Origin of the sequence: Sphingomonas melonis DAPP-PG 224 (assembly GCF_000379045.1) — a bacterium.
In the GTDB taxonomy this organism is placed as follows: domain Bacteria; phylum Pseudomonadota; class Alphaproteobacteria; order Sphingomonadales; family Sphingomonadaceae; genus Sphingomonas; species Sphingomonas aquatilis.
The window spans coordinates 3,281,314-3,296,619 of sequence record NZ_KB900605.1; the positions used below are offsets into that span (position 1 = coordinate 3,281,314).

12 protein-coding genes are annotated in these 15,306 nt (G+C 68.0%); 4 read left to right on the forward strand and 8 right to left on the reverse strand.

Annotated elements, in window-relative coordinates:
- Positions 1-31: 31 nt before the first annotated feature.
- The 7 genes from SPHME3_RS0115920 to SPHME3_RS0115950 all read right to left on the reverse strand — a co-directional run bounded on the left by SPHME3_RS0115920 (position 32) and on the right by SPHME3_RS0115950 (position 6,490).
- The gene (locus SPHME3_RS0115920) at positions 32-385 is read right to left on the reverse strand and encodes a HesB/IscA family protein (RefSeq protein WP_017978364.1); all 354 of its coding nucleotides are present in this window, start codon (positions 383-385) and stop codon (positions 32-34) included.
- Positions 385-837, reverse strand: a complete 453-nt coding sequence (locus tag SPHME3_RS0115925; RefSeq protein ID WP_017978363.1) for an SUF system Fe-S cluster assembly protein — start codon at positions 835-837, stop codon at positions 385-387. Before SPHME3_RS0115925 ends, SPHME3_RS0115920 begins: the two co-directional genes overlap by 1 nt.
- A complete protein-coding gene (locus SPHME3_RS0115930) occupies positions 834-2,042 on the reverse strand; it encodes an aminotransferase class V-fold PLP-dependent enzyme (protein WP_017978362.1) in 1,209 nt (402 codons plus the stop codon). The genes SPHME3_RS0115925 and SPHME3_RS0115930 overlap by 4 nt, the downstream gene beginning before the upstream one ends.
- Positions 2,043-2,169: 127 nt before the next feature.
- Complete coding sequence (locus SPHME3_RS0115935) at positions 2,170-3,297, reverse strand: SufB/SufD family protein (RefSeq protein WP_017978361.1); 1,128 nt, start codon at positions 3,295-3,297, stop codon at positions 2,170-2,172.
- A gap of 268 nt (positions 3,298-3,565) precedes the next feature.
- Positions 3,566-4,309 carry a Fe-S cluster assembly ATPase SufC gene (gene sufC, locus SPHME3_RS0115940; protein WP_017978360.1) on the reverse strand — a complete coding sequence of 248 codons (744 nt, stop codon included), beginning with the start codon at positions 4,307-4,309 and terminating at the stop codon, positions 3,566-3,568.
- Between the two features lie 258 nt (positions 4,310-4,567).
- On the reverse strand, positions 4,568-6,043 hold the full coding sequence (gene sufB / locus SPHME3_RS0115945; protein ID WP_017978359.1) for a Fe-S cluster assembly protein SufB: 1,476 nt from the start codon (positions 6,041-6,043) through the stop codon (positions 4,568-4,570).
- Positions 6,044-6,046: 3 nt separating this feature from the next.
- The gene (locus tag SPHME3_RS0115950; RefSeq protein WP_017978358.1) at positions 6,047-6,490 is read right to left on the reverse strand and encodes an SUF system Fe-S cluster assembly regulator; all 444 of its coding nucleotides are present in this window, start codon (positions 6,488-6,490) and stop codon (positions 6,047-6,049) included.
- Between the two features lie 465 nt (positions 6,491-6,955).
- On the opposite strand from SPHME3_RS0115950, the gene SPHME3_RS0115955 reads away from it, so the two are divergent.
- The 4 genes from SPHME3_RS0115955 to SPHME3_RS20240 all read left to right on the forward strand — a co-directional run bounded on the left by SPHME3_RS0115955 (position 6,956) and on the right by SPHME3_RS20240 (position 12,132).
- Entirely contained in the window at positions 6,956-7,993 is a 1,038-nt protein-coding gene (locus tag SPHME3_RS0115955) for a quinone-dependent dihydroorotate dehydrogenase (protein WP_017978357.1), read from the forward strand.
- A gap of 40 nt (positions 7,994-8,033) precedes the next feature.
- Positions 8,034-9,797, forward strand: coding sequence for a gamma-glutamyltransferase (ggt, locus tag SPHME3_RS0115960; protein WP_353846221.1), 1,764 nt, complete (start codon positions 8,034-8,036; stop codon positions 9,795-9,797).
- Between the two features lie 67 nt (positions 9,798-9,864).
- Positions 9,865-11,652, forward strand: coding sequence for an AMP-dependent synthetase/ligase (locus SPHME3_RS0115965; RefSeq protein ID WP_017978355.1), 1,788 nt, complete (start codon positions 9,865-9,867; stop codon positions 11,650-11,652).
- Between the two features lie 105 nt (positions 11,653-11,757).
- Positions 11,758-12,132 carry an endonuclease domain-containing protein gene (locus tag SPHME3_RS20240; protein ID WP_024310505.1) on the forward strand — a complete coding sequence of 125 codons (375 nt, stop codon included), beginning with the start codon at positions 11,758-11,760 and terminating at the stop codon, positions 12,130-12,132.
- A 126-nt stretch (positions 12,133-12,258) separates the two neighbouring features.
- On the opposite strand, the gene SPHME3_RS0115975 is transcribed toward SPHME3_RS20240, so the two are convergent.
- Positions 12,259-15,132, reverse strand: coding sequence for a M16 family metallopeptidase (locus SPHME3_RS0115975; RefSeq protein WP_020486450.1), 2,874 nt, complete (start codon positions 15,130-15,132; stop codon positions 12,259-12,261).
- Between the last annotated feature and the right edge of the window lie 174 nt (positions 15,133-15,306).

Below are 15,306 nucleotides of genomic sequence, written 5' to 3' on the forward strand. Positions count from 1 at the left end.
CCAGCAGGCGCCGCCCCCCGGGGGGGGCGCCTCAGACGGTGAAGCTCTCGCCGCAGCCGCAGGCGCCCTTGGCGTTGGGGTTGTTGAAGACGAAGCCGGCGGTGAAATCGTCCTCCACCCAATCCATCGTCGATCCGACGAGATACAGGATCGACCCGCCGTCGACGAACAGCGTGCCGCCGGGCGTCTCGATCCGCTCGTCGAAGGGCTTGGCTTCGGTGACGTAATCGACCGAATAGGCGAGGCCCGAGCAGCCACGACGCGGCGTCGACAGCTTGACGCCGATCGCGCCGTCGGGCGCGCGCGCCATCAAGTCGGCGATGCGCGCATCCGCCGATGGGGTGAGGATCAGCGGCGCCGGGCGCTGACGGAGCGTGGTGGCCATCACAGCATCCCCAATTCGAGTTTCGCCTCGTCGGACATCTTCTGCGGATCCCAAGGCGGATCCCAGACGAGGTTGACGTCGGCGAAGGCGATGCCCGGCACCGCGGCGACGCGCATCTCCACCTCGGCCGGCATCGATTCCGCGACCGGGCAATGCGGCGTGGTGAGCGTCATCGTCACCACGGCCTGCCCCTCGGCCGTCACCTCGACGCCGTAGATCAGGCCGAGGTCGTAGATGTTGACCGGAATTTCGGGGTCGTAGATTTCCTTGAGCGCGTCGATCACACCTTCATATAGTGCGCCGCCCGGCTCGCCGGGCGCATCGCCCTGCGGCTTCTGCTGAAGGAAGCCCGACAGATAGTCGCGCTGGCGCGGCTCGGCTGCATCGTCAACGCGCGCGCGCGGCGGCGTTTCGACCGCGTCCACTTCCTCGATACGGATCGTATCGCTCATCCGAATATCCTCGTTACGCGTTCGACGCCCTTCACCAGCGCCTCGATATCCTGCGGGCCGTTGTAGACCGCGAAGCTCGCGCGCGCGGTCGCGTCGACGCCCAGCGCCTCCATCAACGGCTGCGCACAATGATGGCCGGCGCGGATCGCCACGCGGCCTTCGTCCAAGATGGTGCCGACGTCGTGCGGATGCACCCCCTCGACCGCAAAACTGACGATGCCGGCGCTGTCCTCCGGCCCGAACAGCCGGACCGAGTTGAGCGACGACAGCGCCGCGCGCGCGTCGCGGACCAATGCGGTTTCGTGCGCGTGGATCGCCGCGAGGCCGATGCCCTCGACATAATCGATCGCGGCGGCGAGGCCGAGCGCGCCGACGATATGCGGGGTGCCTGCCTCGAACCGGCCCGGCGGGGGCGCATAGGTCGTCTTGGCGAAGGTGACGCGATCGATCATCGATCCGCCACCCTGATAGGGCGGCATCGCCGCGAGCAAATCGCCCCTGCCCCACAGCACGCCGATCCCGGTCGGGCCGTAAAGCTTGTGGCCGGAGAAGACGTAGAAGTCGCAGCCGATCGCCGCGACATCGACCGCGACGCGCGGCACCGCCTGGCAGCCGTCGAGCAGGATCTTGGCGCCAACGCCATGCGCGAAGTCGGTCGCGCGCTTGGCGTCGAGCACCGAGCCGAGCACGTTCGACACATGCGCCAGCGCGACGAGCTTGTGCTGCGGCGTCAGCATGCGCTCCATCGCGTCGAGGTCGATGCGATGGTCGTCCGTCAGCGGCAGCACGTCGATCGCGGCGCCGACTCGCTCGGCGACCATCTGCCAGGGTACGATGTTGCTGTGATGCTCCAGCATCGACAGCAGGATGCGGTCGCCGGCCTTCAGCTGCGTCACAGCCCAGCATTGCGCGACGAGGTTGATCCCTTCGGTCGCGCCGCGGGTGAAGACGATCTCGTCGGGAGTTGCCGCGCCGATGAAGCGCGCGACCTTCTGGCGCGCGGCTTCATAGGCCAGCGTCATGTCGGCGGAACGCTGGTACACGCCGCGGTGGACGGTCGCATAGGTCTCGCCATAGGCGCGGGCAATCGCGTCGAGCACGGGTTGCGGCTTCTGCGCGGTGGCGGCGGTGTCGAGATACGCCCAGCCGGCGGGGATCGCGGGGAAGTCGGCGAGCCGGTCGAGCGGGGCTTCGGTGGCGGTCATGCGACGGCTCCGCACGCGCGGAAGTGGACGAAGTGGAGGGTACGTAACCCTTCGAAACGCCCTCTCCCATCGGGAGAGGGAGGGAGCCGCAAAGCGGCGGAAGGGTGAGGGCAGCTGGCAGCGTCGATCATGCGCCGCCCTCACCCTCCCCACCCGGCTGCGCCGGGCGGGTCCCCTCCCTCTCCCGATGGGAGAGGGCTTTATCCAGCCAGCCGTCGGCGTCGGCTGCGAACACCTCGCGCACTGCTTCGTCGGCGATCCGGTCGAGCGCGTCCGCAACGAACGCCCGCGTCAGCAACGCCTTCGCGCGCGCCGCGGGGATGCCGCGGCTTTGCATGTAGAAGAGCGCGCGTGCATCGAGTTCGCCGACCGTCGCGCCGTGCGCGCACTTCACGTCGTCGGCGAAGATTTCGAGCTCGGGCTTCAGGTTCACCGTCGCGGTGCGTTGCAGCAGCAGACCGCGCAGCGACTGTTCGCCGTCGGTCTTCTGCGCATCGCGCGCCACCTCGACCGCGGCGGCGAGGCTGACGGTCGAACGATCGGCAGCGACCGCGCGCCACAGCTGGTGCGACTGCCCGTTGGGGTGGGCGTGGCGGACGCGGACCGCGCATTCCTGGCGCTGCTCGTCACGGGTCAGCAGCGCGCCGCCGAGTTCGGCATAGGCGCCGTCGCCGTTCAGCGTCAGCGCGGCGTCGAGGCGGGTGCCGGCAGCGGTGGCGCCCAATGCGACGCTGACGAAGCTGGCGGCTTCGGCGATGGCCACCTCGTCCCGAGTCGAGACGAAGCCCGCATCCTGCACGATCCGCACCGCGCGCATGACGCGGGCGCCCTTGCCCAGATCGAACCGGGTCAGCGTGTTGGTCCAACCGGTGCCGGTATAGGTTTCGACCAGCGTGAGGACGGCGTCTTCGCCGAGCGTGATGCTGAGCGGGGTGTGGCCGTCACCGCCCGCATTGGCGCGGACGATCTCGAGGCGGGTGACGCTCCGGGGCGCGAGCGTCACGCCAAGCCCCTGCCCCGCCGCATGGCGGGCGAGCGGGTGGTCGCTGGCGAGCATCATGGACGCGATGTCGAGCCCGGCCGGTTGGTCGACCAGATCGCCGTCCACGAACACCAGCCGGATGGCATCGGCCAGGATCGGTTGCGGGATCGCTGCCGTCGTCGCGGACAGCGCGCGCGCGGCCTGCAGCGCGGGCATATCGGCCCAGCGGAACGCCTCGTCGCGGGTGGTGGGAAGGTCGAGGACGTCGGTCATGCGGCGATGCTCTTTTGATCGCGCGAAGACGCGAAGACGCGAAGAGACGAGGTTTCACGCGGAGACGCGGAGACGCGGAGAGGACGAATGGTGCCTGAGGCGCTCGGCTTCCAGTCCTCCCCCGCCAGGGGGAGGTGGCGCGGCGCAGCCGTGACGGAGGGGGAGGATATGGCGAGGCTCGCGTATGCGGAGACGCCCCCTCCACCCCTCGCCTGCGGCGAGCGGTCCCCCTCCCCCGCTAAAGCGAGGGAGGACTTTTGGGACAGCGTCACGCGACCACCCCCGCATAGCCTTCCTTCTCCAGCTCCAGCGCCAGCTGCGGTCCGCCCGAACGGACGATGCGGCCGTCGGCCAGAACATGGACGTGATCGGGCTGCACGTAGTCGAGCAGGCGCTGATAGTGGGTGATCAGCAGCACCGCCTTGTCGGCTTTGCGCATGATGCGGTTGATGCCGTCGCCGACGATGCGCAGCGCGTCGATGTCGAGGCCCGAGTCCGTTTCGTCGAGGATTGCGAACTTGGGGTCGACGATGCCCATCTGCACCATCTCGTTGCGCTTCTTCTCGCCGCCCGAAAAGCCGACGTTGACCGGGCGCTTGAGCATTTCGGCATCCATTTCGAGGGATGCGGCCTGCGCGCGGGCGAGCTTCAGGAATTCGGCGCCCGACAGCGGCTTTTCGTCGCGCGTCGCGCGCTGGGCGTTCAAGGCCTCGCGCAGGAACTGGACGTTGCTGACGCCGGGGATTTCGACCGGATACTGGAAGCCGAGGAACACGCCGGCGGCGGCGCGTTCGTTGGGTTCGAGGTCGAGCAGGTCCTGTCCGTCGAAGGTGATCGAGCCTTCGGTCACCTCATAGCCGGGGCGACCGCCGAGCACGTAGCCCAGCGTCGACTTGCCCGCGCCGTTCGGACCCATGATCGCATGGATCTCGCCCGCGTTGACGGTGAGGCTGAGGCCCTTGAGGATCGGCTTGCCGTCGATCTCGGCGTGGAGGTTTTCGATTTTCAGCATCAGCGGGAACGCTTCTTCTTTGAAAGATGGATAACGAAAAACAGGAACGAGAAAACGATTGCCAGCGTGCTCACCAAGCTAACCGCAATTACCACCGCCAAGCCTGACCAGCCGGCAATCGTCACTTGCTAAGTCCGCCGCAGCACAACACGCCACCGTCACCCCGGACTTGTTCCGGGGTCCACTCCTCCACTCGGGCAGCGCCCCCTTGTGGCACGGTGGATGCCGGAACAAGTCCGGCAGGACGGGGTGCTTGGGTCATCCGACGGAGCCTTCCAGCGAGATCCCCAGCAGCTTCTGCGCCTCAACGGCGAACTCCATCGGCAGCTGTTGCAGCACTTCGCGAGCGAAGCCGTTGACGATCAGCGCGACCGCCGCTTCCTGATCCAGGCCGCGGCTCATCGCGTAGAACAGCTGGTCCTCGCTGATCTTCGACGTCGTCGCCTCATGCTCGATCTGCGCGCTCGGGTTCTTGACCTCGATGTACGGCACGGTGTGTGCGCCGCACTGGTCGCCAAGGAGCAGGCTGTCGCACTGGGTGAAATTGCGGACGTTCTCCGCGGTCGGCGCGACGCGGACCAGGCCGCGGTAGGTGTTGTCGCTGCGACCCGCGCTGATCCCCTTCGACACGATGGTCGACTTGGTGTTCTTGCCGAGGTGGATCATCTTGGTGCCGGTGTCGGCCTGCTGGCGATTGTTCGTCACCGCGACCGAGTAGAATTCCCCGACCGATCCATCGCCCGCAAGCACGCAGGACGGATATTTCCAGGTGATCGCACTGCCGGTTTCGACCTGCGTCCACGACACCTTGCTGTTCTTGCCCTGGCAGAGCGCGCGCTTGGTGACGAAATTGTAGATGCCGCCCTTGCCGTCCTCGTCGCCCGGATACCAATTCTGGACGGTCGAATATTTGATCTCGGCATCGTCCATCGCGACGAGTTCGACGACCGCCGCGTGCAGCTGGTTCTCATCGCGCATCGGGGCGGTACAGCCTTCGAGGTAGCTGACGTACGAGCCCTTGTCGGCGATGATCAACGTGCGTTCGAACTGGCCGGTGTTTTCGGCGTTGATGCGGAAATAGGTCGACAGCTCCATCGGGCAGCGCACGCCCTCCGGAATGTAGACGAAGGTGCCGTCGCTGAAGACCGCGCTGTTGAGCGTGGCGAAATAATTATCGCGCTGCGGCACGACCTTGCCAAGCCACTTCTTCACGAGGTCGGGATATTCCCGGATCGCTTCGCTGATCGAGCGGAAGATGACGCCGGCGGCCTCCAGCTCCTTGCGGAAGGTCGTCGCCACCGACACGCTATCGAACACCGCGTCCACCGCGACGCGGCGCCTGGGTTCGCTGCCGTCCTCGACGCCGGCGAGCATCTTCTGCTCTTCCAGCGGGATGCCGAGCTTTTCGTAGACGCGCAGGATTTCGGGATCGACCTCGTCCAGGCTGCCGAGCTTCGGCTTCGCCTTGGGCTCGGCGTAATAATAGGCGTCCTGGTAATCGATCGGGGGGACGTTGAGCTTGGCCCAGTCCGGCGCCTCTAGCGTCTGCCACAGGCGGAAGGCCTTCAGGCGCCAGTCGAGCATCCATTCGGGCTCGTCCTTCTTGGCGCTGATGTAGCGGACGGTGTCTTCGCTCAGCCCCTTGGGCGCGAAGTCCTGTTCGATATCGGAGGTGAAGCCCCATTCGTAGGTCTTGGAGACGGCCGCATAGGCTTCGGCGTTCTTGGTGGCCATGGGTTACACCTGTACAGGAATGCGGGGCGCGGCGGCGGCCGGCGCGCGGGAGAGATGGGCGAGGCTGACACCGGCGAGCGCGCCGCGGACGGCTTCGTTGACGATGCCCCAATGCGGGCGGACCTGGCACGCGCCTTCGATCGCGCAGTCGTGGCGACTGCCCTCGACGCAAGAGGTGAGCTGGATCGGGCCCTCGACCGCCTCGACGATGTCGGCGAGGCTGATCGCAGAGGGCGGGCGCGACAGACGAAAGCCGCCGCCGGTGCCGCGCGTGCTCTCGATTAGGCCGGCGGAAGACAGGCGGCTGACGAGCTTCTGCGCGGTGGGCAGCGGCACGCCGGTTTCTTCGGCGAGCAGCGTCGCGTTCAGCCGGCCCGCGGCACCGCAGTGGCGCGCAGCGGCGGACATCATCACGACCGCATAATCGGCGAGGCTGGAAAGGCGCATGGCTCCGAACTGCTTGTTGCACGCCGGTTGTTGAGAACGGCTCGCAAATCGGATCAATTCGATCCGATTGCCAGATAGGGGTTTGTGTGGCGGGGTCAAGCGGGGGTGTGGTGTTTGCGTCGCGGGCGGGTCGATATGGTACGGAAGGGGCGCCCGCCCCCTTCGTCATTCCCGCGGAGGCGGGAATCCAGATGCGCAGGTCTTCGATGGGGCCGCACCGGTAGCGGTTATGGATTCCCGCCTTCGCGGGAATGACGGATTTGGGTGGGAGGAACGCCCTCCTCCCCGTCATCCCGGGGGACGCCGGGATCCATGGAGGCGGGACGCTCGTGTTGGGCAGGAACCGCGGGAGGCATCGTGTCCATGGATCCCGGCTTTCGCCGGGATGACGAAGGTTTGCATCGGGATGACGAAAGGAGGGCGGGACGGCGCGTGGCGGCTTTGACCTTCGCCCTCCCCAGTGCGATGGGCGCCACCATGTATCAGACCCTGCGCCCGCTGCTGTTCACCCTCGACGCCGAGCGCGCACATGGGTTGACGTTGAAGGCCTTGGCGGCGCGCGGAAAGCTGCCCGTCGCGGCTCACACCCCAAACCCGCGACTCGCGACCCAGATCGGCACTCTCCGGTTCGCTAATCCGCTTGGCGTCGCGGCGGGCCTCGACAAGGATGGCGTCGCGGTCGACGGGCTGTTCGCGATGGGCTTCGGCGCGGTGGAGATGGGGACGCTGACCCCCCTGCCCCAGACGGGCAACCCCAAACCGCGGCTGTTTCGGCTGGTCGCGGATCGCGCGGTCATCAACCGGATGGGGTTCAACAACGGTGGCCTGGACGCGGGCCTCGCCAATGCCCGTGCCGCAAAACGGCGCTCCGGCCGGCTCGGCATCAATGTCGGCGCCAATAAGGACGCGACCGATCGCATCGCCGATTACGTCACCGGCGTCACCGCCGCGGTCCCCCTCGCCGATTATGTCACGATCAACATCTCCTCGCCCAACACGCCGGGCCTGCGCGACCTGCAGCACGGCGCAGCGCTGGACGAGCTGCTCGCCGCCTGTACCGAGGCGCGGGGCAGCACGCCGCTGTTCCTGAAGGTCGCGCCCGATCTCGATGCGGCTGCGATCGACGGCATCGTCCGCGCGGCGATCGACCGGCGGATCGACGCGATCATCATGGGCAACACCACCGTGTCACGCCCACCGCTGCGCAGCCCGCATGCCGGCGAAACCGGCGGCCTGTCGGGCGCGCCGCTTGCCACGCTCGCACGCCAGCGCCTCGCCGATGTGCGCGCGGCGAGCGGCGGTGGCATCGCGCTGATCGCGGCGGGCGGTGTCGACAGCGGCGCGGAGGCCTATGCGCGCATCCGGGCAGGCGCATCGTTCGTGCAGCTCTATTCGGCGCTGGTCTTCGAGGGCCCCGGCCTCGCCCGCCGCATCCTGACCGATCTCGACGCATGCCTCGCCCACGATGGCTTCGCCAGCGTCACGGATGCCGTAGGGGCGTAACGGCTTGCCCTGACGCGGCGAGGCGTTAGGTTTCGCCGCGATGACCAGACTTGCCCTGACGCTCGCCGTCCTATCACTGCCGCTGCCCGCCCTTGCGGCACCGGCGAAGACCCCGGCCGGACCCAGGGCTCCCGGAGCGACGGCGCCCGCGCCGAAAGTGCCCGGCATGGTCAGCGCCGCCGATCCGCGTGCCGCGGCGGCGGGCGTCGAGATGCTGAAGGCCGGCGGCAGCGCCACCGATGCGGCGATCGCCACGATGCTCGCGCTGAACGTCGTCGAGCCGCAAAGCTCCGGCCTGGGCGGTGGCAGCTTCTGGGTGCGCCACGCCGCGCGCACCGGCCAGATCGACACGATCGACGCGCGCGAAACCGCACCGCACGCCGCCACCCCGCGCTGGTTCTACACCGCCGACGGCACGCCGCTGTCGCATGCCGATGCCGTCCCCGGCGGCCGCAGCGTCGGCGTGCCGGGCGCGCTGCGCGGCATGGCGCTGGCGCATCGCAACGGCGGCAAACTGCCCTGGGCGCGGCTGTTCGCGCCCGCGATCCGGCTGGCCAAGCAGGGATTCCAGCCCTCGCCGCGGTTCAACAATGCGGTTCGTTCGTTCGGCGGCGACCTGACGCCGCAGGGCAGCGCCACCTTCACGCCCGGCGCCGACGGCCTGATCCGCAATCCGGCGCAGGCGGCACTGCTCGAACGGATCGCCAAGCTCGGCCCTGACAGCTTCTACGTCGGTCCGCAGGCGCAAAAGCTCGTCGCGACGGTCAACGGTGCCGCGCGCAACCCGTCGCAGATGACCACCGGCGACATCGCCAGTTACGAAGCGAAGCCGCGCCCGAACCTGTGCGTACCGTATCGCACCTACAAGATCTGCGGCATGGGCCCGCCCTCGTCGGGCGGGATCACCGTGCTGATGATTCTGAAGCAGCTGGAACGGTTCGACATGGGCAAGCTCGGCCCGGCCAGCCCGGTGGCTTGGCATCTGTTCGCCGAAAGCTCGCGCCTCGCCTATGCCGACCGCAACATGTATGTCGGCGATCCCGATTTCGTGCGCGTGCCGATCACGGGCATGCTCGACCCCGCCTATATCGCGCAGCGCTCTGCGCTGATCTCGCCCAGCACGACGATGGCGACGGTCAGTGCCGGTACGCCGCCGGGCGCGCCGCCGCGCACCGCCGCGCCGGTCAGCGAGGTGGCCGGTACGACCGACCTCGCCGTCGCCGATCGCGACGGCAATGTCGTCGAGGTGACGACCACGATCGAAGGGCCGTTCGGGTCCGGCCTGATGGTCGACGGCACGATGCTGAACAACGAACTGACCGATTTCGACATCGTGCCCGTGGACGCAGGCTATCTGGTCGCCAACCGCGTCGAGGGCGGCAAGCGCCCGCGCAGCTCGATGGCGCCGACGATCGTCTATGACGCGCAGGGCAAGGTGCGCCTCGCGCTCGGTGCGGCGGGGGGATCGACGATCATCGCGCAGATCGCCAAGGCGCTGATCGGCGTGCTCGACTGGAATCTGTCGGCAGAGGACGCCATCCGCCTCGGCCTCGTCTACGCACCCGGCCCGGTCGCGACGCTGGAAAAGGGCACGCCCGCCGAAGCGCTCCAGCCCGCGCTCGCCAAGCTTGGCGAACGGACGCAGATCGCGCCGCTGGGCCTCAAGGCCAATGCGATCGAATGGAAGGGCAACCGCTGGGTCGGTGCCGCCGATCCGCGCAGCGAGGGCGCCGCGATCGACGAAACGGGCCGCGTCACCAAGCCGCTGCCCATGGCCCCCGTCGCCAATCGCCCCTCGGAATAAAAAGCGCGTCACGGACGTTACGGCAGGCGCGGGATCCACACGCGCCGCCGGCATGCAGGAGAGAGCCATGCGCACCCTCGAACACTTCCCCAATCTCGTCACCATGTTCTTCACGCGCGCGGCGGAAAAGGGTGACGCCCCCTTCCTGTGGGCGAAGCGCGACGGCCAATGGGTCGCCACGAGCTGGGCAGAGGCGGCGCGGCAGGTGTCGAGCCTTGCCGCCGGCCTGAAGGCGATCGGCATGAAGCGCGGCGACCGGGTGATGCTGGTCGCCGAGAACCGGCCGGAATGGTGCATCAGCGACCTCGCCATCATGGCCGCGGGCTGCGTCACCGTGCCGACCTATACGACCAACACCGAGCGCGACCACGCGCACATCATCGAAAATTCGGGTGCCTGCGCGATCATCGTATCGACCGAAAAGCTCGCCCGGACGCTGATGCCCGCGGTGCTGCGATCGAACCAGGGGCAGACGGTGATCGGCATCGACCCGATGCGCGCGCCGTCGACCAGCATCGATTTTCACGACTGGCACCGGCTGATCGCGGATCATCCCGCCGATCCCGCGCGCGTCGCGGCGGAGGCGGATTTCCAGCGCAACGATCTGGCCTGCATCATCTACACCAGCGGCACCGGCGGCGCGCCGCGCGGCGTGATGCAGCACCATGGCGCGTTGCTGCACAATGTGAACGGCTGCGCGGCGTTGATCTCCGAGGATTTCGGCTGGGACGACGAGGTGTTCCTGTCGTTCCTGCCGCTCTCGCACGCCTATGAGCATACCGGCGGGCAGCATTTCCCGATCGGGCTGGGCGGCCAGATCTATTACGCCGAGGGCCTCGACAAGCTCGCCGCCAATATCGAGGAAGTGCGCCCGACGATCATGTTCGTCGTGCCGCGCCTGTTCGAAGTGCTGCGCACGCGGATCAGCAAGGCGATCGAGAAGAAGGGCGGCATGTCCGCGTGGCTGCTCGACAAGGCGCTGGAGATCGGCGCGAAGCAGAGCGCGGGGCGGCTCTCGCTCATCGATCGGCCGACCAAGCTGCTGGTCGACACGCTTTTCAAGCCCAAGATCGCCAAGCGCTTCGGCGGGCGGATGAAGGCGATGGTGTCGGGCGGCGCGCCGCTGACGCCGGAGGTCGGGCTGTTCTTCCAGAGCCTTGGCCTTACCTTCCTGCAGGGCTATGGCCAGACCGAGGCGGCGCCGGTCATCTCGTGCAACCGGCCGCGCGTGGGCGTGAAGGTCGATACGGTCGGCCCGCCGCTCGAGGCGACCGAGGTGGTGATCGCGCCCGATGGCGAGATTCTGGTGCGCGGCGAGTTGGTGATGCATGGCTATTGGCGCAACGAGGCGGAAACCGCGCGCGTGCTGCGCGACGGCTGGCTGCACACCGGCGACATCGGCGAGATCGACGCGGCGGGCCGCATCAAGATCACCGACCGCAAGAAAGACCTGATCATCAACGACAAGGGCGAAAACGTCGCGCCGCAGAAGGTCGAGGGCATGCTGACGCTGCAGCCCGAGATCGTCCAGGCGATGATCGCCGGCGACCGCCGCCCCTATATGGTCGCGGTGATCGTGCCCGACCCCGAATGGACGCAGGAATGGTGCGCGGCGAATGGCACCGCCTGCAAGGCGGCGCGCCTTGCGGAAAACAGCGAATATCGCACCGCGATCGGCCATGCCGTGGAGCGCGTGAACAAGGACCTGTCCGTCACCGAACGCATCCGCCGCTTCATCCTGGCGGACGAACCCTTCGCGATCGAAAACGAACAGCTGACCCCAAGCCTGAAGATCCGCCGCCACGTGATCCGCGGCGTGTACGGCGAACGGCTGGATGCGTTGTACAAGGGGTGAGCGTAAAAGGGGGGGCGAGGCTAATTCTCGGTCGCAGGCGCACCGCTGTCCTCCCCCTCCGACACGCCTACGGCGTGCCACCTCCCCCTGGCGGGGGAGGACAGGGTGAAGCTCGGCGGCCCCAAACGAAACCTCGCCGACGCAAAGGCACTGAGGCGAAACCTCACCCTCCCAGAAATCCTGCTCTGGCGCGAACTCCGCAAACTTCCGCTCCGCATACGGAAGCAGGTCCCCGTCGACCCATACGTCCTCGACTTCTACTGCGCCAAAGCGGGCCTCGTCATCGAAGTTGACGGCGAAGCGCATGACCGCGCCGACCGCCCCGAACGCGATGCGAGGCGCGACGCGTGGCTCGCCGAACAGGGCGTCACGACCTTGCGCATCCCGGCCGCAGACATTCTCCGCGATCTCGATGCGGTGATGCGGCTCATCCTCGCCGAGCTAAACGCCCGCGGAAACGCCCCCTCCACCACCCGCTGACGCGGGCGGTCCCCCTCCCCCGCTAAAGCGAGGGAGGACTTTTCAGCCATTCCTCCCCCGCCAGGGGGAGGTGGCAGCGAAGCTGACGGAGGGGGAGGTCACGGCGCGCTCGCGTCCCCCCGCCCCTCACTTCTTCCGCGGCAGCACCGCCAGCGTCCAGTCCTTCTCGGGCACCAGATATTTCGCCGCGGTCGCCTGCAACACCTGTGGCGTCACCTCGCCGAAGTCGCGGCCCAGGCGACGGACCGCGTCGATGCGGCGTTCGTCGAAGGTGCCGCCCGACATTTCGCGCAGCCAGAACAGGCTGCTGGTCGCGGCGCGGGCGTAGCTTTGCTGTAGCGGGCCCTTCACGCGTTCCAGCTCGTCGGCGGTGACCGGCGTCTTGGCCAAGTCCGCGGCGATCTTGCGGGCGAGGCTGAAGAACAGCGGCACGTTGGCGGGCGCGACCTGGCTCACCGCCATGAGGCGGCCGCCGCCGGGCAGGCCCCGGGGCCAGCTGCTCGCGACGCCGGGGCTGTAGCTCGCGCCCTCCGCCTGGCGCATCTGTTCGAACAGGCGGTCGCTGAACACCTGGGCCAGCACGTCCAGTCGCCGCGCTTCGGCGATATCGGTCAGGCCCGCACCCGTCGGCCAGGCAATGACCGCGCTCGCCTGATTGTCGGGGCCGTTGTGATAGCGCAGCACGGGGCTCGCGACATGCGCGGGGAAGCGCACCGGCGGCGGCGCGGTCGAGCTGTCCACCCGCGGCGGCAGCGCGCCGAAGCTCTTGGCCACCGCGGCGATCGCCTCGTCCGGGTTGATCTGTCCGAACACGTCGACCTCGATCGGACCGCTGGCGAGCAATGGCGCCCAGAACGCCTTGAACTGCTCCGGCGTCAGCGACGACACCGTCTTGGCACTCGGCGTCAGCCAGCGCTGGTCGCCATCGTGCAGCAGCCCTTCGAGGTCGCGCGACAGCACGCCGTCCGCCGACGAATCATAGCCGGGGATCGCGGTCAGCGCCGACGACTTAGCCCGCGCGACCGGTGCCGCATCCCAGCGCGGATAGGCGAGCTTCGCCGCCGCCAGCGTCAGTTCGTCGGCGTAATCCTTGGGGCTGCTCAGCGTCGCGATCGAAAAGGCATCGTCGTCGATCCCGAAGTCGAGGCCCAATTGCCGCCCCGCGGTCAGCTGGTCGAGATCGTCCTGGCTGAGGGTGCCGATGCCGCTTTCCATCAGCGCAAGGTCGCCCGCCCAGGCGGGGCTCGGCTTGCTCGCGGGCAAGGCATTATAGCCGCGCCCGAAGCGCACGCGCACGAAGACGCGGCCGGTATCGTCGGGATTGGCGAAGGTCAGCAGCCGCACGCCGTTCGAAAACACCACCTTTTCCGATGGCAGCCCGGCGATCTGCGTCCGTGACACGACCGTACCGGGCTTGCCCAGCGCGGGCAGCTTGCTGAAATCGACCGCCGCCTGCGCCGCGCGCTTGATCGTCAGCGTCGACACATCGGCCTTCAGCGCCGCCGCCAGCTTTTCCGCCGCGCCCTTTTCGGCGGTGCGCGTGTTGACCAGCGCGCGCGTCGCGACGCCGGCGAAGATCTTCTTCGTCGAGGCAAGCACATCGGCGGGGTTGAACATGCCCTTCGCCTTGGCGTCGGTCAGGATCGCATAGCTGTTGGCAGGTGCGGTCACGGTTTCGCGGATGTCGAGCGCGCCGGCCATGTCGTCGGCCTGCTTGGCGCTCGCCTCGACCTGCGCGGTCTCCACGCCGTTGCGGATCGCGACTTCATAATCGGCATATTCGCGGTCGATCTCAGCCTGCGTCGGCGGCGTCTTCTGCGCATCGGCGATCACCGCGCGCACGTCCTTCAGCGCCTGTTCCCACTGATCGCCGACGGGCAGGATCATGACGGTCGTCATGTTCGCCGAGCGCGACCGGTCGTCGAGGTCGACGCCCGCCTGCACGAAGCTGGCGCCCGCGCGCGCACGCCGCTCCAGCCGGCGGCTGATGACGCGTGCGGCGATCGTGTCGACCATCCGCTTCTGATTGAAGATCTTGGTGTCGTCATTGTACTGCCACGGCCGCACCACGCCCATCATGACGAGCGGCGGCAGGCCCGGTTCGACCATCACGGCAGAGGTCGGCTCGTTGGGCGACGGCTTGCCGAAATCGGGTGCGGGCGTCGCCGGGCCATTGCCCGTCCAGCCGGCGAAATGCTGCGTCACCATCCGACCGAGCGTCGCCGGGTCCATGTCGCCCGAGATGATCACGACCGCGTTTTCGGGCCGATACCAGCGATCGTGGAACGCCTTCACGCTCGCGCCATTCGCCGCCTCCAAAGTCTGGAGCGTCCCGATCGGCGAACGTTCGGCGAGCGGCTGGCCGGCGAAGAACAATTTGCTCATCGCCTCCTGCAACTTCACCTGCGGCCCCGGCTGTTCGCGGCGCTCGGCCAGGACGATCGGCCGTTCGGCGGAGACCGCCGCATCGGTCAGCGTCGGCTGCTCCATCATGCCCGACAGGATCTTCAGGCTTTCATCGACCGTCTGCTCGGTCGCGGATGGCAGGTCGAGCTTGTAGAGCGTCTGCGTCGGCGTGGTCGAGGCATTGCTGTCCGACCCGAAGGTCGCGCCGAACCGCTGCCATACGCGCTTCGCCTCGCCATCGGGGACATATTCCGACCCGCGAAACGAGAGGTGCTCGATGAAATGGGCGTAGCCGCGCTCGCTGTCCTTTTCGTTGAGCGACCCGGCGTCGATGCGCACGCGGATCGACACCTGGCCCGGCGGCACGCCGTTCTTGCGCACCGCATAGCGCAGCCCGTTGGGCAGGGTGCCGAACACCCAGGCCGGATCGTGCGGCAGGTCGCTGCCCTTGTAGAGCCAGGCGGTCGGATCGACTTTGACCGCAGGAGCCGCCTGGGCCGCCACTGCGGAGCGGGGCGCCTTAACCTGGGCGATGCCGCCGGTGGCCAGAGCGAGGACGAGTACGGGCGCGAATGCGCGGGAAAGATACGCCATGGCCCCTGCTGTAGCGTGGCACGACGGACGCCGCCAGCGAGGACACCATCTGTGCCGACGCTCCATGTTTCGGTCATGATTTGGCCCCGGTATGCCGATACCCAAGTCCTACAGAACAATCAGGATAAGCGACGCCCGCGCCTCTTGGCCGCGGCGAACGCCAGGATGACGACG